Origin of the sequence: Mesorhizobium sp. M6A.T.Ce.TU.002.03.1.1 (genome assembly GCF_003997275.1) — a bacterium.
Taxonomy (GTDB): domain Bacteria; phylum Pseudomonadota; class Alphaproteobacteria; order Rhizobiales; family Rhizobiaceae; genus Mesorhizobium; species Mesorhizobium mediterraneum.
Genome location: NZ_RZTI01000109.1, coordinates 1 through 20,956, shown reverse-complemented (window position 1 = coordinate 20,956; position 20,956 = coordinate 1). Strand labels below are relative to the sequence as shown.

General features: G+C 57.7%; 18 protein-coding genes. 14 read left to right on the top strand and 4 right to left on the bottom strand.

The window, feature by feature from the left end; translation table 11 throughout:
• The 7 genes from EOC93_RS25355 to EOC93_RS25320 all read left to right on the top strand — a co-directional run.
• On the top strand, positions 1 to 173 hold a 173-nt coding region (locus EOC93_RS25355), incomplete at its 5' end, for a M23 family metallopeptidase (RefSeq protein WP_164759271.1).
• Between the two features lie 341 nt (positions 174 to 514).
• Positions 515 to 1,681 (top strand): ROK family transcriptional regulator, encoded by a 1,167-nt coding sequence (locus EOC93_RS25350; protein WP_127205969.1) that lies wholly within the window; start codon positions 515 to 517, stop codon positions 1,679 to 1,681.
• 38 nt (positions 1,682 to 1,719) lie between these two features.
• Positions 1,720 to 2,484: an ATP-binding cassette domain-containing protein gene (locus EOC93_RS25345; protein ID WP_095489696.1), complete on the top strand. Its 765-nt coding sequence runs from the start codon at positions 1,720 to 1,722 to the stop codon at positions 2,482 to 2,484.
• Between the two features lie 40 nt (positions 2,485 to 2,524).
• Entirely contained in the window at positions 2,525 to 3,565 is a 1,041-nt protein-coding gene (locus EOC93_RS25340) for a sugar ABC transporter substrate-binding protein (RefSeq protein ID WP_095489616.1), read from the top strand.
• Positions 3,566 to 3,727: 162 nt separating this feature from the next.
• Positions 3,728 to 4,723 carry an ABC transporter permease gene (locus EOC93_RS25335; RefSeq protein WP_095489697.1) on the top strand — a complete coding sequence of 332 codons (996 nt, stop codon included), beginning with the start codon at positions 3,728 to 3,730 and terminating at the stop codon, positions 4,721 to 4,723.
• On the top strand, positions 4,720 to 5,490 hold the full coding sequence (locus tag EOC93_RS25330) for an SDR family oxidoreductase (RefSeq protein ID WP_095489617.1): 771 nt from the start codon (positions 4,720 to 4,722) through the stop codon (positions 5,488 to 5,490). The genes EOC93_RS25335 and EOC93_RS25330 overlap by 4 nt, the downstream gene beginning before the upstream one ends.
• 782 nt (positions 5,491 to 6,272) lie before the next feature.
• On the top strand, positions 6,273 to 7,388 hold the full coding sequence (locus tag EOC93_RS25320; protein WP_127205968.1) for a hypothetical protein: 1,116 nt from the start codon (positions 6,273 to 6,275) through the stop codon (positions 7,386 to 7,388).
• 32 nt (positions 7,389 to 7,420) lie between these two features.
• Here EOC93_RS25320 and nadE read toward each other — a convergent pair whose 3' ends face one another.
• From nadE to asnB, 4 genes are read right to left on the bottom strand one after another with little or no spacing between them, the layout of a single operon-like run.
• Positions 7,421 to 8,428 (bottom strand): NAD(+) synthase, encoded by a 1,008-nt coding sequence (nadE, locus tag EOC93_RS25315; protein ID WP_127205967.1) that lies wholly within the window; start codon positions 8,426 to 8,428, stop codon positions 7,421 to 7,423.
• Positions 8,425 to 9,972 carry an AMP-binding protein gene (locus tag EOC93_RS25310; RefSeq protein ID WP_127205966.1) on the bottom strand — a complete coding sequence of 516 codons (1,548 nt, stop codon included), beginning with the start codon at positions 9,970 to 9,972 and terminating at the stop codon, positions 8,425 to 8,427. The genes nadE and EOC93_RS25310 overlap by 4 nt, the downstream gene beginning before the upstream one ends.
• A 22-nt stretch (positions 9,973 to 9,994) precedes the next feature.
• Positions 9,995 to 10,255, bottom strand: coding sequence for an acyl carrier protein (locus EOC93_RS25305; protein ID WP_126106852.1), 261 nt, complete (start codon positions 10,253 to 10,255; stop codon positions 9,995 to 9,997).
• Between the two features lie 18 nt (positions 10,256 to 10,273).
• Complete coding sequence (gene asnB / locus EOC93_RS25300; RefSeq protein ID WP_127205965.1) at positions 10,274 to 12,211, bottom strand: asparagine synthase (glutamine-hydrolyzing); 1,938 nt, start codon at positions 12,209 to 12,211, stop codon at positions 10,274 to 10,276.
• Positions 12,212 to 12,786: 575 nt separating this feature from the next.
• Here asnB and EOC93_RS25295 point away from each other — a divergent pair.
• The 7 genes from EOC93_RS25295 to EOC93_RS25260 all read left to right on the top strand — a co-directional run bounded on the left by EOC93_RS25295 (position 12,787) and on the right by EOC93_RS25260 (position 20,935).
• Entirely contained in the window at positions 12,787 to 13,350 is a 564-nt protein-coding gene (locus EOC93_RS25295; RefSeq protein WP_095489624.1) for a pentapeptide repeat-containing protein, read from the top strand.
• A 481-nt stretch (positions 13,351 to 13,831) separates the two neighbouring features.
• The gene (locus EOC93_RS25285; RefSeq protein ID WP_245461537.1) at positions 13,832 to 14,782 is read left to right on the top strand and encodes a site-specific integrase; all 951 of its coding nucleotides are present in this window, start codon (positions 13,832 to 13,834) and stop codon (positions 14,780 to 14,782) included.
• Between the two features lie 203 nt (positions 14,783 to 14,985).
• On the top strand, positions 14,986 to 15,687 hold the full coding sequence (locus EOC93_RS25280; RefSeq protein WP_127205963.1) for a hypothetical protein: 702 nt from the start codon (positions 14,986 to 14,988) through the stop codon (positions 15,685 to 15,687).
• Between the two features lie 1,231 nt (positions 15,688 to 16,918).
• The gene (locus EOC93_RS25275) at positions 16,919 to 17,335 is read left to right on the top strand and encodes a hypothetical protein (RefSeq protein ID WP_127205962.1); all 417 of its coding nucleotides are present in this window, start codon (positions 16,919 to 16,921) and stop codon (positions 17,333 to 17,335) included.
• A gap of 48 nt (positions 17,336 to 17,383) precedes the next feature.
• The gene (locus tag EOC93_RS25270) at positions 17,384 to 17,686 is read left to right on the top strand and encodes a hypothetical protein (protein WP_127205961.1); all 303 of its coding nucleotides are present in this window, start codon (positions 17,384 to 17,386) and stop codon (positions 17,684 to 17,686) included.
• Positions 17,683 to 18,120 carry a hypothetical protein gene (locus EOC93_RS25265; protein ID WP_127205960.1) on the top strand — a complete coding sequence of 146 codons (438 nt, stop codon included), beginning with the start codon at positions 17,683 to 17,685 and terminating at the stop codon, positions 18,118 to 18,120. Before EOC93_RS25270 ends, EOC93_RS25265 begins: the two co-directional genes overlap by 4 nt.
• 955 nt (positions 18,121 to 19,075) lie before the next feature.
• Positions 19,076 to 20,935 (top strand): DEAD/DEAH box helicase family protein, encoded by a 1,860-nt coding sequence (locus EOC93_RS25260; protein ID WP_245461538.1) that lies wholly within the window; start codon positions 19,076 to 19,078, stop codon positions 20,933 to 20,935.
• The last annotated feature ends 21 nt before the right edge of the window (positions 20,936 to 20,956 follow it).

The window sequence follows — 20,956 nt, the reverse complement described above, 5'->3', positions numbered from 1 at the left end:
AAATCAGCGTGACCGTCGGCGAGAGGCTCAACGCCGGCGACGTCATCGGCAAGACCGGCAGCAGCGGCCGCTCAACCGGCCCGCATCTGCATTACGAGATCCGCCACAATGGCGAAGCCATCGACCCGCTGCGCTTCCTGAGGGTCGGCAAGAAGGTCGCACAGTACCTCTGATCTAATTCCCTGGCATTAGTTGCAGCCTATAGGTTGTACCTGCTTTTTGGGGCTGGCGGGACAGTACCCCCTCTGTCCTGCCCTCTTTGTCAAAAATTGGCATCTCCCCCACATGGGGGGAGATCGGCGGTCGTCCCGGCTTTCGCCAGTCTCCAATGTTTCATGAATGAGCACCGCGCCGAAGCTGCCAATCTCCCTCCTTGTGGGGAGGATGTCCGGCAGGACAGAGGGGGGCACTAAGGAACGCTACATAACCGGGATCCCGCGCAAAATTATTTTTGAATTCCATTTGACTGAATAAATATTCGGTGCGAACCTTATGTTTCCTAAGGGCGCAAGACATGGCACTGCGGGGGACCAATCAGGAATTCGGGCGGCCTTACAACAGGCGCATCGTCCTCGAATCCATCCGCCTCCACGGCCCGATCACTCGCGGCGACATTGCCAGGCGGGTCGGGCTCACCGTGCAAACGGTGTCGACCATCGTTCGCGAGCTGGAAGAACATGGCTACGTTCTGTCCATGCGCGAAGAGCCGCGGGGGCGCGGGCTGCCTCCGGCGACCCTGCGGATCAACCCGGAGGGCGGCTACGCCGTCGGCATCCACGTCACTCCCCTCGGCATCAATGCGGCGCTGATCAATTTGAGCGGTGACGTGATCGAGAGCACCTACCGCGAGGCTCCCAGCGCAACGCCCGACCATGCCTTCGAGCTGATCGGCGCGATGGTGCTTGAATTGACCGGATTGCGCCCTGGCGGTCGCGTTCTCGGCATCGGCATGGCGCTGCCCGGCCCTTTCGGCGTGGAATCGATGAGCTTTATCGGCCCGACGACGATGACCGGCTGGAAGGACGTGGCGCTTCGGGAACGGCTGGAGGCCTCGACCGGCCTGCCCGCGTTTTTTGAGACCGACATGGCGGCCGCGGCAATGGGCGAGCGCCTGTACGGCCTCGGAGCGGGATATTCCGAATACTACTATCTCTATTTCGGTGTCGGTCTTGGCGGCGTTATGGTGCATGACGGAAGCGCCTTGCGCGGCGCCTGGGGAAATGCCGGCGAAATCGGACACATCCCTGTCGTGCCGGTTGGCGAGCCGTGCCCCTGCGGCAATCGCGGCTGCCTCGAAAGATACCTCTCGCTCGAGGCGCTGCGGCGCCGGAACATCAGCGACGCCGATTGGGTTGATGAAGTCGGGCCGATCTTCCGCATCGCCCTCACCATCATCGAGAACCTGTTCGATCCCGAAACCATCATCCTCGGCGGACTTGCGTCCACCGATTTGCTTGAACGGCTGGCCGGTTCGGTTGCGAACCTTCCCAACTCGGTCTCGGCGCGAGGAGACCGCACGACGCCCCGTGTCACCGTCGCACGCGGCGGCCAGCATGCGGTGTTGCGCGGGGCCGCAGCACTTGCAGTTTCCGGATTGCTTTCGCCGCGCTTCGGCCAGATATTCACCGCCGAGCGCGAACGCGGGCGAGACATCCTGCAAGGCAAGGGGATCGCGGCATGAGCGGAGCTCAGCCTGGCATGATCGGAACTCAGCCTGGCATGAGCGAACCCCTGCTGGTGCTCGACAACGTCACCAAGAACTATGGCGCCATCGAAGCGCTCAAGGGCATCAGCTTCTCGATCGGCAAGGGCGAGGTGGTGGCGCTTCTGGGCGACAACGGCGCCGGCAAATCGACACTGGTCAAGATCATCGCCGGCGGGCTGGAGCCTACCTCCGGCCGCATGCTGTTCGAGGGAAAGGAATTCCTCGCCAAATCTCCCGCCGAGGCCAAGGCCGCGGGGATCGAGACCGTCTACCAGGACCTCTCGCTTTGCACCAATGTCGACGTGGTCGCCAATTTCTTCATGGGCCGCGAGATCACCAGGAAATTTCTTGGCGTTCCCGTGCTCGACGAACCCGCCATGGAGCAAGTGGTCAAGAAGGCGCTGACCAGCGCCGGCACGCGCATCCCCTCGCTCAGGACCAATGTCGAGCATCTCTCGGGCGGTCAGCGACAGGCTATCGAACTCAACCGATTCGTGCATTTCGGCGGCAAGCTCGTGCTTCTCGACGAGCCGTTCGCAGCACTCGGTGTCGAGCAGACGCGGCGCGGTCTCGACATGATCCGCCAGGTGGCGAGCCAGGGTATCGGCGTCGTCATCATTACTCATATCATGCAGCAGGCCTTTCAGGTCGCCGACCGGATCGTTGTGATCCGGCAAGGTGTCGTGGCGGGCGATGTCGCGCGCAACAAAACAAGTCCCGACGCGGTGATCAACATGATCACCGGAGAGACGCTTGCCGGTGCCGGACCGGCTGGCTGAGGGACAAAATGAGGGGTCCGGCGCAAAAGGAGCGAACGACATGAAGAAAATACTTCTTGCTGTCTTCGGTATCCTGGCACTGGCCTTTGCCACGCTCACGCCGGCATTCGCCCAGTCCAAGGGCACCGTCTACTATATGGTGCCGACGCTACTCGACGAGTTTCAGACCGGCTCGGTGAGCGCTCTGGAATTGTTCCTGAAGCAGGTCGGCTACGAGATGAAAACGCTGAACGCCGATAACAAGACCGACGCTCAGCAATCGCAGATGAACGACGTCATCGCGCTCAAGCCGTCGGCGATCATTCTCGCCGCCGTCGATTTCAATGCGTTGAAGCCGTCCATCGAGGCCGCCCGCGCCGCCGGCATCCCGGTGGTCGAATTCGACCGCCAGATCACCTCGACACCCTCCGACTTCACATCGGTGGCCGGAACCGTCGAGATCGGCTACGTCGCCGCCGACCAGGCCGAGAAGCTCTTGAAGGCGAAGAACGGCTCGGTGAAGGGGAAAATCCTCCAGGTGCTCGGCGATCCTGGCGATCCCTACACGCTCGATATCCAGAAGGGTTTCGAGGAGAAGATGAAGGCATTTCCGGACGTCAAGATCATCTCGGTTCCGGCCATGCAATGGGAAGCCAGCAACGCCGGCACCATCGTTGCCGACCAGATGCTCGCCAACCCGGATATCGACCTGATCTTCAGCCACGCCGCGCATCTCTCGGTCGCTGCCGTCGCCTCGCTCGAGGCCGCCGGCAAGAAACCGGGCGACGTTATGCTGATGAGCTCGAACGGTGCGCCGGTCGGCCTCGACCTGATCCGCAAGGGCTGGCTCAATGTCGAAGTCGAGCAGCCGCTCTACGCTCAGGCCGCCGCCGTCGCCATGTTCATGGACAAGGTCGTCAACAAACAGGAGATCAAGCCGGGAGAGTACGAAGTGCTCGGCCTGAAGTCGACCGTGACCAAAGAAGCCTGGGGGCCGAACATCAAGATCCCCGGCGCTGCGATCACCAAGGAAAATGTCGATAACCCGGCCTTCTGGGGCAATATGAAACCGCCCTCGGACACGGTGAAGCCGATCGAATAGCAAGGTCCCCTGGGGCTTCGGGCCAAGCTGGCCCGGAGCCTAACCGCTGCAGCCCGGCACGTCAGAACGAACGCGCAGGGACGCTGCAGCAATTTTCAATCCGCGCACGATCCCGGAAAAATCGATTCGGTTTTCGGGGTCATGCGCCAGCCGGATCAGCACATGAATCCCCGCACGCGCCACGCCCTCGAGTTCGCCCTCGACAACCTCGTCTGGTTCATGCTGGTCTTCGTGCTGGTGGTCTTCTCCATTTTCATTCCAAACTATTTCCAGCTCGGCATCTTCGCCAACATCATAGAGGCGTCGAGCGTGCTTGGTGTCATGTCGATCGGCCTGGCGCTGGTCATCATCACTGGACACATGGACCTGTCGGTCGAGTCCGTGGCGGCGCTCGGCGCCATGGCGGTCGGCATCCTGTTCTGCTCGGCGGGTATCGGCCTTGGCGTTCAGTTGCACCCGGAATGGCTGATGGTTCCGGTTTCGCTGCTGCTTGCCCTGATTGTCGGCGGCATCATCGGCGTCATCAACGGCTATTTGGTCGTGAAAGTGAAGATGAGTGCTTTCATCATCACGCTCGCGTCCTACATCTGGGTGCGCGGCCTTGTGCTGGTTATTTCCGGCGGCCGCTCTGCGCAGGACCTTGCTCCGGCGATCCGCTGGTTCGGCATTCAGCGGCTCCTTGGCCTCCCCCTCACCGCCTGGATCGCCATTTCGTGTTTCGTGGTCTTCTCGCTGATTATGGCCAAGACACCGTTCGGCAGGCATCTCGTCATGATCGGTGGCAACGAGACCGCAACCTTCCGCGCCGGCATCCGCGTGAACCGCAACCTCGTCATTGCCTTTGTTCTCGCTGGCGCCATAGCCGGCCTTGCCGGCTGGCTGCTGGCGATCCGCACCTCCGGCGCCACCGCCAATCTGGGCGTCGGCCTGCTGTTCAACGCCTTCGCCGCCGTCGTCATCGGCGGTGTCAGTCTGAAGGGTGGCGTCGGCACTTTGCCCGGCGTCTATGCCGGTGTGCTTTTGCTGTCGGCCATCAACACGGCGATCAACCTCATGGGCCTGCCGGCCAACTTCACCCAAGTGATCCACGGCATGCTCGTGCTCGCCGCCGTGCTGCTCGACGCATTCAAGCAAACCATTCGCCAGAGGCTGGCATGACTGGCCGTCTCGAAAACAGGGTCGCGCTGATCGTCGGCAGTGCGCGCGGCATCGGCAAGGGCATCGCACAACGCTTTGCCGAAGAGGGCGCAAAGCTGGTCCTGGCCGATACCGAGGTTGAGGCCGGGCAAGCGACCGCGGACGAACTCGGCGCCGCCTTCATTTGTACCGACATCTCGCAGATAGCCGATGCAGAGGCCGCCGTGGCGCTGGCCCTCGACCGTCACGGCCGTCTCGACATCCTGGTCCAGAATGCCGGAATCTACCCCTGGCAGCTCATCGAGAACACCAGTCCGGACGACTGGGACCGGGTCATGGCCGTCAATCTGCGCGGCACCTTCAATGCCACTCTTGCCGCGCTGGCGCCGATGAAGGCGCAGCGCTTCGGGCGCATGCTCTACACCTCGTCGATTACCGGCCCGCACGTCACCAGCCCCGGTCACGGCCACTACGCCGCCAGCAAGGCCGGCATCAACGGCTTCATCCGTTCGGCGGCGCTGGAATTCTCCGGCTACGGCGTCACTGTCAACGGCGTTGAGCCCGGCAACATCCTCACCGAAGCAATCCAGATGCACCGCGGCGCGGCCTATATCAAGAACATGCAGGATTCCATTCCACTCGGCCGGCTCGGCAGCCCGCGCGACGTGGCCAATGCCTTCCTGTTCCTCGCCTCGGACGATGCCAGCTACATCACCGGCACGACCATCGTCGTCGATGGCGGCCAATTGCTGCCCGAGGGCAAGGATTTTCGGCTCCTTCCGCCGTGATCCTCGATTTCGGTGACGGTTTTTCCTGCGGCCGGCAACAACAGCCGATCATCCGGCACTTGCCATGATCTGTCTGAAGACCGGTGATGCGGGCAAGGACGCGACCGGCCGCGAAGACGACCCGGATCTACTCGGGCCTTCACCATCTCCTACCAGGTCCTCCAACCCGATCTGGCCTTCGTCATCGATGATCCCGAGGGTGCCTGCGGCTATCTCCTTGGCGCAGCCGACACAAATTCCTTCAATGCCAGCCTGGCCGCAAAGTGGTATCCCGACCTTCAAGCACGCGTGGCCGACCCTGGACCCGATAGCTCCCGTTGGCGCGGCAGCGATTGGGCGCGGCATCGGATCCATCATCCCGATTTTTCTGTCCCGCAAGCGCTCGCCGTCTATCCCTCGCAAGGCCATATCGACCTGTTGCCGCAGGCGCGCGGAAAAGCCATCGGCAGGCGAGCGATGGTCTTTCTCGATCAGCGCCTTGCCGCCTGCGGCTCAACCGGGCTTTGCCTTGAAGTCATGCGGCGGAATATTGACGCGCTGAACTTCTACAAGGCTGTCGGGTTCAGGGCTGAGGCCTCGCCAGACGTTCCGCGACGCCGACGAAGCAAGGCCGCGCCAATGCACGAGGTTCGCTACCAAAACTTTAACATCGGTTTACCCGAAGTTGGTACAGCAACGCTGGTTTCATCCCTTCAAGCAAAGAGACTGCCCTTGCCGCAACACCACAGCTCTCCTTTGGTCCGGAAACGCGGTGGACGGGACTCCGGTGCCGGGAGCCGCGTTTGAGCGTCATTCGCGCCCTTGAAAGTGCCGATCTTCCGGCAGTCGCGGGCATGTTTCAACGCGTGCTGCGCAAAGAACGGACCGAAGCGCCGGCCGCGCTCATCGAATATATGAGACGGTTTTATCTGGAGGCGCCGGGTTGCGGAGGCGATCTGCGGTCGCTTGTCCATGTCAACGACGCCGGCCGCGTCTCTGGGTTTGTCGGCGTTCACGTATTGCCGATGCAGTTCAACGGCCGACAATTACGAGCCGCCATTTGCAGCTCGCTCATGGTCGAGGATCATGAGCGCGACCCGATGGCCGGCGCTCGCTTGTTGAAAGCTTATTTGGATGGTCCGCAGGACATCTCCTTCAGCGAGACGGCCAATGATATCTCCACGAAGTTGTGGACCCGGCTGCGCGGCGTGGTCCTGCCGCAATACAGCCTTGACTGGGTACGCGTAATGCGGCCGTCGACCTTTGTGCTCGGCCTTTCCGCCAGTCGCATGAAGCTTGTCCGAATGCTCAGTCCGTTTGCCCACGCCCTCGACCGATTTTATTGCAGACGAATGAAGTCGAGCGAACGACGCTGGTCCGGTGTGGCGGCGGACGGGGCAGGCCACGGAGCCTTTCGGATGTCCGAAATCGACAGTCACACATTTGCCAAGCTGATCGAACCGTTGACCGCCCAGTTCGCCCTGCGCCCGGCTTGGGCGGAAGGCCTACTCGATCATATCCTGACCGATGCGGCACAAAAGACGGATCTGGGCGAGCTTGTCTACGTTTCCGTGACATCGCCAGTCGGCACCAATGTCGGCGCATTCGCCTATCACGCACGGACGGGTGAAATCGGTCGCGTGTTGCAGATCCTCGCCCTCCCCGGCCAGGCGGGTCCCGTCATCGACTGCCTGATCGATCATGCCACCGTGCGCGGCATCAGCGGCCTGCGCGGACGCATTCAACCTGCACTTCTGGAAGCAATGCTTGGGCGACGCATAGCTTTCCTGACCGTTGCCTCGACCGTGGTGCATTCACGCGATCCCGAGCTTTTGGATGCCATGAAGAACTCACAAGCTTTCCTGAACGGGCTTGCGGGCGAGCAGTGGAGCCAGTTGATCGGCGGCCGCTTCACCTGAAGCGCTCGCCGTGGCCGGGTTGGAGAGGCAGGTCAGGTACCGACTTCCTCCACCTCATCAACGAGTTGCGGGCGCAGGTGCAGATAGCGCGTGGCTTTTCGCTTGGCGGTGATGTCTGCCCAGACGCGTTCCACTTGTGAGGCGTCTAGTCCCGCCGCCTGCCCGACCACTTCGGCCGCCACGCCTTTGTTGAGGCCGCAAAGGCAAATATCCATGCGGTCATAGGGAAGCGAGAAGTAGAACTCCTCCTGCGTCTGCGCCAGCGAGTAGGTATCGGTGGTAGGCGGCCGGTTGCGGATTTCGTCGGGAACGCCGAGATAGGCCGCCAGCGCATAGACCTGCGTTTTATAGAGATGTGCGATCGGCTTGACGTCAGCCGCGCCGTCACCGTTCTTGACGAAGAACCCCTGATCGTATTCCAGCCGGTTGGGCGTTCCAAGAACGGCGAAGTTCAGCCGATCGGCATGATAGTATTCGATCTGCTTGCGGGTGCGCTGCTTCATGTTGGTGGCGGCGACGATCCCGAGATAGACCGGGAGCGGCATTCTTAGCTTGGTCTGCTTGCCCTTAGGGTCCTGCACCACCAGCGACGAAATATTGTAGCCCTCACTCTCGAGGGCGTTCGCGATCACGATCTTCGAGGCCCAGCCTTCGCCGTATTCCGGGACCAATTCGCGGATGAACGCGTCGCGACGCTGGTAGCAGCCCATGGCGCGCAGGGTCGGTCCGATATCCTCCACAATAGCCTCGACACCGAACGTGTCGGCGACAAGGCGGCCGAGCCGCAGACTTTCCGGATCGGAATCGTTTTCCGGCATGAACAGGCACAATACATTCTGAGGCCCGACGGCTCGCGCTGCCAACGCCACCGAAACGCTTGAATCGATCCCGCCCGAAAGACCGAGCGTGAGGCCCCGCTTGCGAATACCGCGCAACTGCTGGCGCAAAGCGGTCACGATCCTGTCCGTTTCGGCGCCGGGGTCGATAGCCAGAGCCTGCGCCAGAATGGCCTGCGCGTCCTCGCTGGGGCGAACACTCATTGCGCGGCCTCCATCATCTCTGCAGCAAGCCGGCGGCTGACTTTGCCCGTATCCGTCTTTGGCAATTCCGAGCGGAACTCGATAACCTTGGGAACCATGAAATCCTCGAGATGACGTGCGCAGTGGCGCATGACATCCTTTTCGCTGAGCGTCGGATCCGAGCGGATGACGAGGGCGCCGATCGCATGCCCAAGCACGGGATCCGGCACGCCGACGACAACAGCTTCCGCGATGCCTGGATGGGCGTGAAGCACGGCTTCCACTTCCTTCGGAGCCACCTTCTCTCCCCGCGTCTTTATGATGTCGTCCTTGCGCCCGACGAAATAGAGAAAGCCATCCTCATCGGTCCTGAACAGATCGCCGGTGTAGAGAACCTTCTCCCAAGGGTTCGGGCCAGGCCGCAGGGTCCGTTCGGTTGCAGCTTCGTTGCGCCAGTAACCCTGCATGACATGGGGCCCGCGAATGACCAACTCACCCGCAACGCCCGACGGCACTCGCTGCCCGTCCTCGTTGACGACGAAGGCTTCGGTGTTCGGAATGGCTATTCCGACCGATCCCGGCCGGCGATCGAGCTCCTCGGGCGGTAGATAGGTGCAGCGCTTGCATTCCGTCAGGCCATACATCGAATACAGCCTGACACCGGGAAAAAGGAAGCGCAGACGTTCTATGTGCGCCTGCGGCAACGCCGCCGCCGTATTCGAAATATAGCGAAGGCTGGGCAGGAAACCCGGCGTCAGGTCACGCATCTGCAGGATCATCGCCGCCATCGTGGGCACGAGCGGAAGACCGGTGACGCCCTCCTCGCGGACACGTTCAAAGACCGCCTGAGGAAAAGCGAAGGACTTTTCGAGCACGAGCGTGGCGCCGAGCCTGACAGCCATCAGCAACTGATAGAGGCCATAGTCGAAGGCGAGCGGAAGAACATTCAAAATGATGTCGTCTGGCGCGTTGCGCAGATAGTTGGTGATGGAGTCCGCGGCCGCGTCGCTATTGCGGTGCGTCATCATCACGCCCTTGGGCCGGCCCGTTGAGCCCGAGGTGTAGATGAGCATGGCCAGATCGACGTCGATGCCGCCGTGGTCGATCTCACTGGCTTCGAGCGTCAGGCAGTCGGCCAGGGATGTCGCTCCTGCCGGGTATTGGTTATCGGCACCAGCGGTGGAAGCCACGAAGATGCCGGTCTTGCCGCTCGATCCGCACGCCTCCGCGACAACGGGCATCAGTTTTGCTTGCGTGAGGATCGCCGCAGGGTCGCAATCAGCGATGATGTAGGCAAGCTTTTCGGCCTTGGTGGATGCGTTGATCGGACTGAACGTCGCCCCTGCCTTGAGGACCGCGAAAATCGAAACCGCGGCCTCCCAGCAATTGTCCATGAAGATCAGGACCCGGTCGTTGCGTCTGACGCCGTTCGCGAAAAGGGCGGCGGCCAGGCGGCTCGAAAGATCGTCCAGTTCTTCGTAGCGCAGCCTTTTGTCCTTGGTGATCAATGCCGTTTTGGCGGGATGGGCAGCGGCCTTGGCGGCCAGGAGATGTTCGATCCGCATGGACGCTCCTCGCTGACTGTACCTACGCTGCCAGCGCTTCTGCTTTCGCCCTGATGAAGGACGAGAGGCGGTCAATCGAATCCAGGTTGGCCGGTACGATGTCGGAATCGACCATCGCTATGCCGAAATTGTCCTCTATGAAAGCCACGAGTTCCAGTACGGCCGTCGAGTCCATGATGTCGTTCTCGATCAATGAGGCTGTATCCGAAAGCTGGTATGACGTGTCGCCGAACAGGAAGTTGTCGACGATAAAAGTTCTGACCTTGTCCTTGATTGTAACCATTTTTCTTTCCTTCCCTTCTCAAGCTGCTCGTGCTGCACCGACCTCTTGGCCGGTGAAATTCTTCTGCCACAGCTGCGTCGACAAAATGCCGACGAAGGCCGCGTTATCGCGAAACCCGGACACTGGCTGCGTGCGGCATTTCTCATGAAGATTTGCAACCGCCTTGGCGTTGAACAGTCCGCCGGCAGCGATGCTCGCTTCGCTCAAGCAGTCGCGTACATAATCCAGTTCTCCGGCTCCAACAAAGGAGCTGGCGTCCGGGGCTCGGTAAGGTTGTTTGGTGCGCTCCCGGATCGCCGTCGGAAGCAGGTGCTTGGCTGCCTTGCGCAGTATGTGCTTTTCCACCAATCCCTTCAGCTTCATCTCCGGCGGCAGTCTTGCTGCGAATTCCACCAAACGAGGATCGAGGAAAGGGAAACGTCCTTCGATACCATGCGCCATCGCCATGCGATCGCCTTGGCTGGAGAGGATATAACCCGGCAGCAGGAAGCGGGTTTCGAGATATTGTGCCTGATGCAGTGGATGCCACAGCGAAAATGCTTGGGGCAACCGGCTGACTAGGTCCTCGGCCGCGTCATAGCCCTTCAAGGCCGCACGCAGGTCACCGGAAAAGAAGATCTTTGCCGCCGCCGTGGTCTTGAAGCGCGGCCGATGCGAGAATAGCGGATCGTCGAGGGCAGTGTTGCTGGTGCCAAAGAATGCGGACAGGTACTCCACAGATTGCTGTTGCAGACCGGGCAGATAGGGATAAAGCCTGCGAAACAGCTGTGGCCTTATGCGCGATGCCGGCTGACGTCCGCAGAATCGGCGAACACGCGCTTCCTTAAAGACATCGTAGCCTGCGAAGACCTCGTCGGCGCCCTCGCCGGTCAACACGACCTTCAGGCCAGCCTGGCGGACCAGGCCGGACAGCTGGTAGAGAGGCGCCGGGGCCGTGCGGATGATCGGCCGCTCGGCAAAGCGGATGACTTCCGGAAAGACACGAGCGATATCGCCGGGACGGCAGGCGATGGCTCGATGATGGGTGCCAAGTGCAGAAGCCATCTCGGTCTGGAAGGCGCTTTCGTCGTGCTCGGTGCTGTCGAACGTCACGGAAAATGTCTGCAGCCTCCGAGGAGTCATGCCGGCGGCAAGTGCCGAAACAAGGGATGAATCGAGCCCGCCCGAAAGATAGGAGCCGACCGGCACGTCGGCCCGCATGCGAAGTCTCACCGCATCGGTCAAAAGGGCCTGCAGTTCCTCGGCTGCGTCGTCCTCGTTCGTGACTTTCGACGGCTGGTCCCGATGCGGATAGTCCAGGTGCCAATAGCGTTTGACCGTGACTTGACCCTGTGTCGCGATCATCACGCTTGCCGGCTCCAGCTCGTGGATATTGTGGAAAGCCGTGCGCGGAGCAATCGGCGCCCAAAGCGTAAATATCTGATCGAGTGCAATCGAATCGATTTCGGCCGAGACGCCGGGGACCTTCAGCAGGGCTTTGATCTCCGAGGCGAAGTAAAGCACTCCGTCCTTGCTCGTGTAGAACAGCGGCCGAACACCCATTCGGTCTCGTGCAAGCACCATGCGCCGATGCCTGTTATCCCATATCGCGAAGGCGAAATCACCGTTCAGGAGAGGCAGGCAGTCCTCGCCCATCTCGTCATACAGCTGCAGGATGACCTCTGTGTCGCTCGACGTGCGGAAGCGTCGGCCCTTGGCTATCAGCCCTTCGCGCAATTCCACGTAGTTGAAAATCTCGCCGTTGAACGCAATCGTCAAATTGCCTGACACGTCGGACATCGGTTGCTGGCCATCACCGATCCCGATCACGGACAGCCGCGCATGCCCGAGCCCGGCGTCGGGTGCTACAAATTTCCCTTGCTCATCCGGTCCGCGATGGGCGATCGCAGCTGTCATGCGCGCAAGCAAAGCTTCCGCATCCCGGATCGAACCGAAATAGCCCCCGAATCCGCACATTGCTACAACTCATATATCAGTAAGGCGCGAGACGTAACCTCAATAATTTCCTCAAGCGTTAACCGGATAATCTCGGATATCACATGGTTAACAACAATTAAAAACAAAGGTACTTTTTTATATTTTATTGTTTCGTCATACAGAGAAGTATATTTCAATGCTAAACGCAACTTTTGTTCGAGCAAGGGCGGCGCAGTCGATCCGCTCTGGTGAAATCTTGGACGCGTTGATATTCGAATTGACCGGCGGAGATGTCCGCAGGGAAAGGAGGGGTATTTCCGCCGGCTCAACTGGAACCTGGAAGAGTCATTTGGGTTCCCAGTGCTGCCTGACGCCATCCGGCCCTGATCTGTTCCCGTTTAGCCCGCAACAACCCTGAGATCGTGTTTGGTAGCCGGTCCCCGTGATACCATTCGGCCGCATGGCCTGTGTTCTATCGCCTTGACCGACTGGGCGCGCCGCATGGCTTCTAGGCATCGTTGACAGATGGCGTGCCATTAGGAACGACACCAAGACGCTGGGCGATCTACGGCATTGCAACCGCGGGTCGCATTTTTCCAAATAGAGCCGCAAACATGTTGGGATGGCGAGTAAAACAACTGATAGTTTCCACTGTGCTGGCCGTTGGCCTGGGCACTTCTTACTCAACTGCGTTCGATTTGGATGCGGTCGAGCGTCTCAGGTCCAAGCCCACATGCGCAGACTGCGACCTATCGGGCGCCAGCATAACGGGGAGCTATCTGCCGGGCGCGATCCTGACCAATGCGAACCTGACGGGCGCCGACCTCAAAGAAGCAAACATGAATGGTGCGGACCTTAGCGGTGCGAATCTCTCCGGCGCGGAACTATCTGGCGCCAGCCTAAATTACGCGAACTTGTCTGGCGCGAATCTGTCGAATGCGAACCTATCGAAGGCGAGCCTTTCTGGCGCAAACCTGTCAAATGCGAGCCTGTCAGGAGCGGTCTTGATTGGCGCAAGCCTAAGGGGCGCGCGCCTTGCGCAAGCTCAGCTGGCGGGCGCAAACCTGGAGGGAGCAAACTTGCATTTGGTGCTAAACTTAGATGCGGCGCTGCTTGTGGACGCGAAACTTTGCAACACAACAATGCCGGACGGCCGCATAGATAACAGAGGCTGCTAGGTGTTTAGTCCCGGCATTTGAGGGAGAGCGGGTGCCGTTTTGGATTTGCCTCCGAGTTCAATGAACCCGGAGGTGACTTCTGGGCGGAAGTTATTGATTTTATGGTGGGCGATGACGGGCTCGAACCGCCGACATCTTCGGTGTAAACGAAGCGCTCACTCCCTAGAGGTCTAATCACCTACTGATATAAACCTCGTAAAATCAATGACATAGATATCTCACTCATTAGCCAAAAGCTGACGGATTGGTTGCTGTCACAGCACAGTCACACGGACTCAAAGTCCTGTGCCAAACCGGAGCTTTTCAGATGGCTACTCTTCGCAAGCGTAACGGCAGATGGCAGGTCCAAGTCAGACGCCAAGGCTTCCCCGTCCAATCGCGTTCATTCGTCTCAAAGGCAGATGCCAATGAATGGGCTAGACTGATTGAGCGTCAGCACGACAGGCAAGAGCTTGGTCCCGACCGAAAAGCCTTGAAAGCAATGACCCTCGCCGATCTTGTCATCCGATACAGGGATGAGGTCCTACCCAAAAAGAAGGGTTCAGCGGTCGAGACAATCCTGTTGAACCGGTTCCTCCGTTATCCGATCTGTCAGAAGACGCTCTATGACCTAAGCACGGCTGACTTTGCGGCCTACAGAGACCAACGGTTGAGCGAACCCAAGCATCGGTCATACAAGCCAGTCACGCCTAAGTCATTGAAGCGTGAGCTTTCTCCCCTCTCCCATATGTTTCGTCATGCCCTTGTCGAATGGGAAATCCCTTTGAGGAATCCACTCGACGGTTTGAAGCTGAAAGTCACTGACAACAAAAGGGAACGTAGGCTCCTGGCTGGTGAACTCGACAGGCTGCTTGAGGGGACGAAGAAATGTCGGAACAAGCTCGTCGCTCCTATCATCCTGTTCGCCCTAGAGACGGCCATGAGGCGCGGAGAGATGCTGTCGATCCAATTCCGCCACGTCGATTTCGAACGCCTCTCGTTAGTCATCCCTGAGTCGAAGTCGGGCTATTCGAGGGTCATTCCTCTGACGAGACGGGCCGTTGCGATCCTAGCGGCTTTGAGGACAGACGAGACAAAGCCCACAGATCGGCCCTTTCCTATCACCCCGGTAGCTATGAGGCTCCAATGGGACAGGCTGACGGGGCGTGCGGGGATAGACGGTCTAAATTTCCATGACCTTCGCCATGAAGCGATATCTCGGCTGTTCGAACTAGGCTTGACGGTCCCAGAGGTCGCCTCGATCTCAGGTCACAGGACACTTGCCCAGTTGATGAGGTACAGCCATGCCAGTCAGGAGTCTGTCAGGGCGAAACTCTGCGGTGGTCAGTCGTCGGACAAGCTCATCGGGAGTAACGCTCGGTCAGCAAAACATGAATTCGCAATGATCGACACGGCAACGGCGGCGCAACCCCAGCCAGAACTAATGGCTTGAAATAGCTACGCTTCTGACCCACCGAGTCACGATCTGACTTCACTAGGCCCTTGCACCCCGCTTGGGCCTTTTCTTTGGGTCGCTCGTGCATCATTGGTGCCTCTGGATAAACGTTGATGCGCAATGGAGCACCAAGCTAGTGGGCGTGCTATGGAAGCATGCGAACCAAGGGCTCCCCCATGACATCTACGGAAAACGAACTGATGACGATTGCAGGCAGCTTCTCTGAGCTGTTTGCGGTCTGCGAGAATTATCCGGATAATTTCAAAGCCTACGCCTCAACCTTCAAGCGGCTGTCGATCGAAGCCAGTGCGTTAATCGACCATCATTTCGGACCGGTGAACAATTTCTCTCAGCACCTTTGGCCGGCGATGCATATGACCCAGGACGGGTATTTAGGTAGAGATGTCGTTTCTCTGTCTTATGAAGCTAATCAGGTCATTTTTGGAGCAATAAATCATTTACGACGAGAACGATTAATAGGTCGGAAATCAACAGTAGATGTCAAACCAACCTATGTAGATGTCGGCACCATCGCGGTCTTGGGCTCGCTGGCTGACCCTCGTTTTGACTTCACCCGCCTTGTCCAGATGTGTCGGGAATTGAATGTCGCGCATCAGCAAGAGTGCAACATAGCCGTGGCGATGCTAGTTCGCGCCGTTATGGACCACATCCCGCCCATCTTCGGAAAGACTACATTCGCGGAGGTCGCTAACTCCCGTCCTAAATCACTGAAGGAGACCCTTCAGCCATTGGAGAGCATCCGCAAGATTGCCGATACGTTCCACCACGTTCAAATTCGCAAGAGCGAGACCATCCCTACAGCTACTGCGGTTAACGCGAGCAACGCCGTCGAGAGCCTTCTACAGGAGATCATTAGAACGGTCCGAGAAACCCGCGCGTAGCGTTCCTTTTGGACTGATCTTCTTTGCCCAAGGATTGCCCCAATCGTATCGTCTAACTGTAATGACCGGATGCCGCCTCTGATTGGCAAGCTTGCTGGACCGGCAGCACAAAAGGCACGCAAACCGTTGCTGGTTAGGCGGAAAGCCCCGAGAAGCGCACAGTGTTGTGGATCGGATGTCGCTACCGAGTAGCTGGACGGACCGAAGGTCCTCCGAGGAGCCATGCTCCGAAGAACAACGTGTGAGGCCCAGACCACCATTCCCGAGGGGATATCAGAGTGGGGGATTGCGTGACTGGCGTTGAGGGACAATCCGCTCCCAAGACAATGCCAGCGTTATCGGTCTCCGGATCGATGAATGCCTGCTGAGGGTAACGGCACAGGAGTAGTCAGTCTCCAAGCTGTGCAAGGCATAGACGCGTCAGAAAATAGGTTCCTATCACCTACGATCCCGACATACCGTCAAAGGACCCCGGGGTCTTAGCTGGCCGTTTGAATCACCAACCCTCAAGAAGCTCCCCTTTTCCGGCAAAAGCTAATCGCCCTTGTGTCGAAGCATAACCCTTGCGGTTGTGTGGAAGCGGAAGCATGACCCAATGATAGTCTCTAGTCGTGTGGCAAGAACAAGAGCGGCGATTGTACAAATCGGGGCAGATACCGAACCAGGATCGCTTGATTCCCCGCAACATCAGGAGGAGCAGTACATGGGTTCCGTCATAGACTTCTACGCTATTCGTCGTGGTACGTCTCATACACTTCCACCAAACGACCCTGACGAGGACTTACTGCACAAACTCGTCGACGAACAAAACCGCCTTAAACTCCGGGTTATCGAACTTGATAGACTCATTGAAATGGAAATATCGCAACCAGAATAATCGCGAATTGCGACGGGTCGAATGCTGAATGAAATCAAGGGGCTAACAACAAGGTAGCAAACTTATATATTTGAAATCAATACCTTACGGGAGGTCGCCTTGATCTCCCCTTTTCTTGTCTATTCCCCTGCTATTTCCGCTTCTTTTTGGAGGTCAAAGAAAATAAATACCCCTATGCAACACAAGGGTTTGATGGTCATTTAACCTTAGTTAGTCTTCCACTTCTATTGACTTCTGTGAATATTTCTGTTATAATTAGGTGTAGGCTAAGATTTTTTCTTGCCTTCTTTTTCAACCAAACATTTGAACTCTAAACTTGCTGCGCAAGCAGCTATAACTATGAGAGATTATTTTATGAAATTGGGTTATACAGGAAGCGGAGAAATCCACTTCCCCCATGGCAGTGCCGCGAACCAGCAGCCAACCGCAGTTACCTTCGTTGACCCCGCTCCGGTTCCACACATCGATACCCAAGGCCGGGACTTTAAAGAGTTAGCCTCATACGGTCTGACCGTCGTCGGGGACATTAACTACCCCTGGATGCTGATCACGTTAGACGGAGCATTCCTTAAGCTTCACAAGGACGAGCACGCCATCTGGCACGTCGCCTTCGAGAAAGAAGCTCCCGCCGCGTTCGGCTCTTTCACCTCAAAGACGACAGCACTCCGCGCACTAGCGAAGTATGCCGACAAGAACGGACTCGAATTAAAGATCGAGTATCTGTCGAACGATGGCAAGAACCGCCTTCGTGAAAATCCAAAAGCAATTTAGAATCCAAATAGATTTTACCTAACTTTACTTTAGAGAGGAATTTTTATTATGCCATTTAGGAACCTCAGAGACCCGATCTTCCGAAAGCCGTTCAATAAAATGAATGAGGGGGAGAAGGCACTAGCTCAAAACGAAATTTTCAAAGCCATCCAATTGATCCGCAACAATCCAAATCTGTCTAGCGATATGAAGTATGCTCTCGGTCTAGGTATCGCTCAGGGGATGGCTCCGGGAGTGGAGACTTCCCAGGAGGTCTTCGAAAAAGCGGGCAAGCTCGAAAAGCAGCAGACGCTAGAAGCCAAGCGTAAAGCTCCGTTTAACTCGTACGACATCTTTGGGGGCGGTCAGTGAAAGCCCGATCTGTCAGGATTGAGGGCAATACCGTCTATGTCCCACTTGCCCGAGACGGTACGCGGGAAGCTGTCATTGACTTCGATGACTTCCGTGATCTGCAACTACTCGGCTTGAATCCGAACTGGCACTCCAAGGGTGGCAACGTCATGGCACTCGGTTCGAATGGTGTGCTTGTCGTCGTCTCTCGTGTTCTGATGGATGCAAAGGAGGGTCAAGTCGTCAGCCATGAGAACAAGGACAGGCTGGACCTCCGGAGGGGAAACCTTTCTCTCGCGGCTGGCTTCAGTGTCAATCACGACAGGGCGCTACTCAGCCTGGACAGAGCCGAACGGCTGAAAGCCTCTGAGGACCGAAGGTCCGAACTGTCGATGGGTCGCCCTATCATAAAGGCTTCCGAGGACTCGTTCGACAAGCTTTTCAGCCCGGCATAAACTTGCTGCGCAAGCGGCATAACTGGTTGCTTAGTGGGGCGGCCCTCGTGGTCGCCTCATCTCTTCATGACCCGATATCTCAAGGAATCTAAGGAACCACCATACATATTGAAGGATATTTTTATGCTCAATTTATCATTGCCGACTCGTGCCCAGATTAAGTTCGGGACAGCCGATTGCCTTACTTGTTCAGCGGAATTCACCAAGCACCGTCATGGCCAGAAGTTCTGTTCCGAGGAATGTGGGAACAAGGCTAGGGCGAAACGTGCAGGACGCGTCTCTGATAATCCCCGACATCTCGCCAGACAGAAGCGCCTGGACAGAGCAAGTGCTCCTCTAGGGCGTCCCCAAGCGGAACTGAGAAGCCGTGTAATTGACCTCACAGAGGCTGGTGAGAGCGTTACGAGGGGCACAGAGGGGGCTAGTACCGGGAAGCCGTGTAAACAGCCGGAATTACATAATGAAAACAATGTATTGCGGGGGGCAAAATCGGGGTCTAGCCTCCTTAAAAGGACGGATTTCCCGGTTGATCTCATGGGAGGTCGTTTTCGGACCTCAAAACAACCATTCGCTACGAAGCTCCTCCAGAAGGTAATCGAGGTAGAAGGGCCTCGCCTTGTCGCTCTAGCAGAGGAGGCAGCATGACTTCCTCTGTCGAAATCAAGGTCGATGATGTCTGGTCTGTCCAACTGCGAAGGATCGTCTCAACGTCAGGATGGGGTGTACTGGAGTCGCAAAGAAGGCCGGTCGTTGCACCACGAAGTTACCGGTACATTCTGAGGAAGAGGGGACGGGACTATCGTTCTTATGAGACTGTGAGAGAGCTTATCGAGGGTACTAGATTCATCGCAGGCAAGGATTGGGATGAGGTGAGGCTCCGTCTCGCTGAGGTGATCAGGTCGGAGCAGCCGGAAGGAACGTATGAGCATGAGAAAGGAGGAATATCACATTGGCTATGATCGATGCAGATGAATGGCTGGAAGCCTCTGAGGACCACAGGTCCGAACTGAATCGGGGCAGAGCCATTGGGCTTGTCTGGGACGATAGTGAGGTAGCCCGGAAGGGCGGAGACCTCTTTGACGAAACGCTTAGGCTGACTGAGTTAGCGTTCAAAGAGTATGGCCATTCACTGAATAAAGCACAGTTCTGTGGGATCGAAGCCATTGCTGGGACGTATGCTGGAATGGCTGCGGGGACCGCAAAGCCTAAAAATTATCTCTCCCAATTGGCGACCGGGATTGGAAAAACGACTGTAGCAGTCCAGGCGACGAAAGCCCTCCTTGCCAACCCCGATTTCAAGGACGTTTCGGTCATCTATTTCCTGTCTCGGCTTGATGAAATCAAACGCCTTGTCAAAGACATGGGGCTTACGGATGAATTCGCGATCCTGACCAAAGACCAGAGGCTTAACGAGGAAGGGCGGAAGGACTGCTGGAATGCCCGTGTCCTCTTCACCACACAGCAGCGGTTAGAGGAGGTATCGAAGGGCGGGACCTCGTTCGCTGAGATGGAACAGTTTTTCTACAAGGGCAAACCCCGACAGGTTCGGGTGTGGGACGAAGCAATCCTTCCGTCTAAAGCCCTTGTGGTCAATCGAGGCTCGCTGATGTCACTAGTGAAGGGGTTTGAGAGACTGTACCCGAAGCTTGCCGACGCTATAGAGGACTTCGCCCGTTCTCTCAAAGACCATGAGGGCGAGACGATCACGGTTATCGACATCGATGCTTATGACGGGCCGAAGGATGGTTTCAGCCTAGGTGATTTCCGTTCACATCATCGAAGCTCGGAAGACCAGAACATAGCAGAAGGGCTTTATGGTCTGTCAGGCCGGTCTGCGCGCGTCAAGAAGGACAACGAGTCCGGTTATTGGACGGTAGAGTACGCGGATATCCTGCCGGGCGATCTGAAGCCGATGCTAATCCTCGACGCGTCAGGCGGGCTCAGGGCGGATTACGATCTGTGGCAAGAATACAGGAAGGACCTCACCCGTCTGCCAGCGGCAGGGAAGTCCTATGAGGGCTTTACGATCCATCACCTCGACAGGTCTGCCGGAACGAGGGCTCCTAAGAAAGGTCTTGCAGACGATGTCGCCAAGATGCTTTCAGAAATCCCCGTCGATGAAGAGGTCCTTATCGTCACGCACAAGCCGAAGGAAGGCAGGGACTTGCCGAAAGAGATTCTAAGGCAGGTGCCCAAGGATCGACACGGCAAGTTGCGCTTCATCCACTACGGCATCCACAAGGCGACGAACGACTTCAAGCATATCAAGTACCAGATACATGTCGGGCTGTTCATCTACCCTGACGCTCAATACGAGGCTAACGGCAGGGGTGCCATGGCTGCTGATGTCAATCGTAGCCTCACCAAGGAGGAGTTCTCCCGAATCAGAATGGGGGAGATTTCCGACCATATCTTTCAGGCCGCAGGACGTGGGGCTATCAGGCAGTGTGTAGACGGGAAGTGTCCTCCGGGATGCCACCTCTACATGATTTTCTCTTCACACAAGGTGACAGGCTTTCCGCCCGAGCGACTTCGTGAGGTGATATTCAAAGGGGCTGAGGTTGTGGACTTCGATACGGGCAAGACGAAAGGGCTTCCCCAAAAGGTCCAACAGGCGGTCGAGTTCATCGTCGGGGTTCTGGTGACGCAGGATCAAGTATCGACTACGGAGGTCAGGGAGGTCTTGGGGATGAGTCATGTCAGTTGGAACAACAACGTGGTGAACCACCCCGATTTCCTCCCGACGTTGAGAGGCGAAGGGGTGCGTCTAGTCAGGGGGAAAGGGCGGGCGGGTAGTCATTTCACGAGGGGGTGAATTCATTTCGCAACACCTCTC

Excerpts from the sequence above, each read along its gene's own strand:
- EOC93_RS25310 (WP_127205966.1), bottom strand. The coding sequence starts at position 9,972 with ATGCGGATCGAACATCTCCTGGCCGCCAAGGCCGCTGCCCATCCCGCC.
- EOC93_RS25280 (WP_127205963.1), top strand. The coding sequence starts at position 14,986 with ATGACGATTGCAGGCAGCTTCTCTGAGCTGTTTGCGGTCTGCGAGAAT.
- EOC93_RS25330 (WP_095489617.1), top strand. The coding sequence starts at position 4,720 with ATGACTGGCCGTCTCGAAAACAGGGTCGCGCTGATCGTCGGCAGTGCG.
- asnB (WP_127205965.1), bottom strand. The coding sequence starts at position 12,211 with ATGTGCGGATTCGGGGGCTATTTCGGTTCGATCCGGGATGCGGAAGCT.
- EOC93_RS25295 (WP_095489624.1), top strand. The coding sequence starts at position 12,787 with ATGTTGGGATGGCGAGTAAAACAACTGATAGTTTCCACTGTGCTGGCC.
- nadE (WP_127205967.1), bottom strand. The coding sequence starts at position 8,428 with ATGAGTGTTCGCCCCAGCGAGGACGCGCAGGCCATTCTGGCGCAGGCT.
- EOC93_RS25345 (WP_095489696.1), top strand. The coding sequence starts at position 1,720 with ATGAGCGAACCCCTGCTGGTGCTCGACAACGTCACCAAGAACTATGGC.
- EOC93_RS25350 (WP_127205969.1), top strand. The coding sequence starts at position 515 with ATGGCACTGCGGGGGACCAATCAGGAATTCGGGCGGCCTTACAACAGG.
- EOC93_RS25270 (WP_127205961.1), top strand. The coding sequence starts at position 17,384 with ATGCCATTTAGGAACCTCAGAGACCCGATCTTCCGAAAGCCGTTCAAT.
- EOC93_RS25285 (WP_245461537.1), top strand. The coding sequence starts at position 13,832 with ATGACCCTCGCCGATCTTGTCATCCGATACAGGGATGAGGTCCTACCC.
- EOC93_RS25260 (WP_245461538.1), top strand. The coding sequence starts at position 19,076 with ATGATCGATGCAGATGAATGGCTGGAAGCCTCTGAGGACCACAGGTCC.
- EOC93_RS25335 (WP_095489697.1), top strand. The coding sequence starts at position 3,728 with ATGAATCCCCGCACGCGCCACGCCCTCGAGTTCGCCCTCGACAACCTC.
- EOC93_RS25275 (WP_127205962.1), top strand. The coding sequence starts at position 16,919 with ATGAAATTGGGTTATACAGGAAGCGGAGAAATCCACTTCCCCCATGGC.
- EOC93_RS25305 (WP_126106852.1), bottom strand. The coding sequence starts at position 10,255 with ATGGTTACAATCAAGGACAAGGTCAGAACTTTTATCGTCGACAACTTC.
- EOC93_RS25340 (WP_095489616.1), top strand. The coding sequence starts at position 2,525 with ATGAAGAAAATACTTCTTGCTGTCTTCGGTATCCTGGCACTGGCCTTT.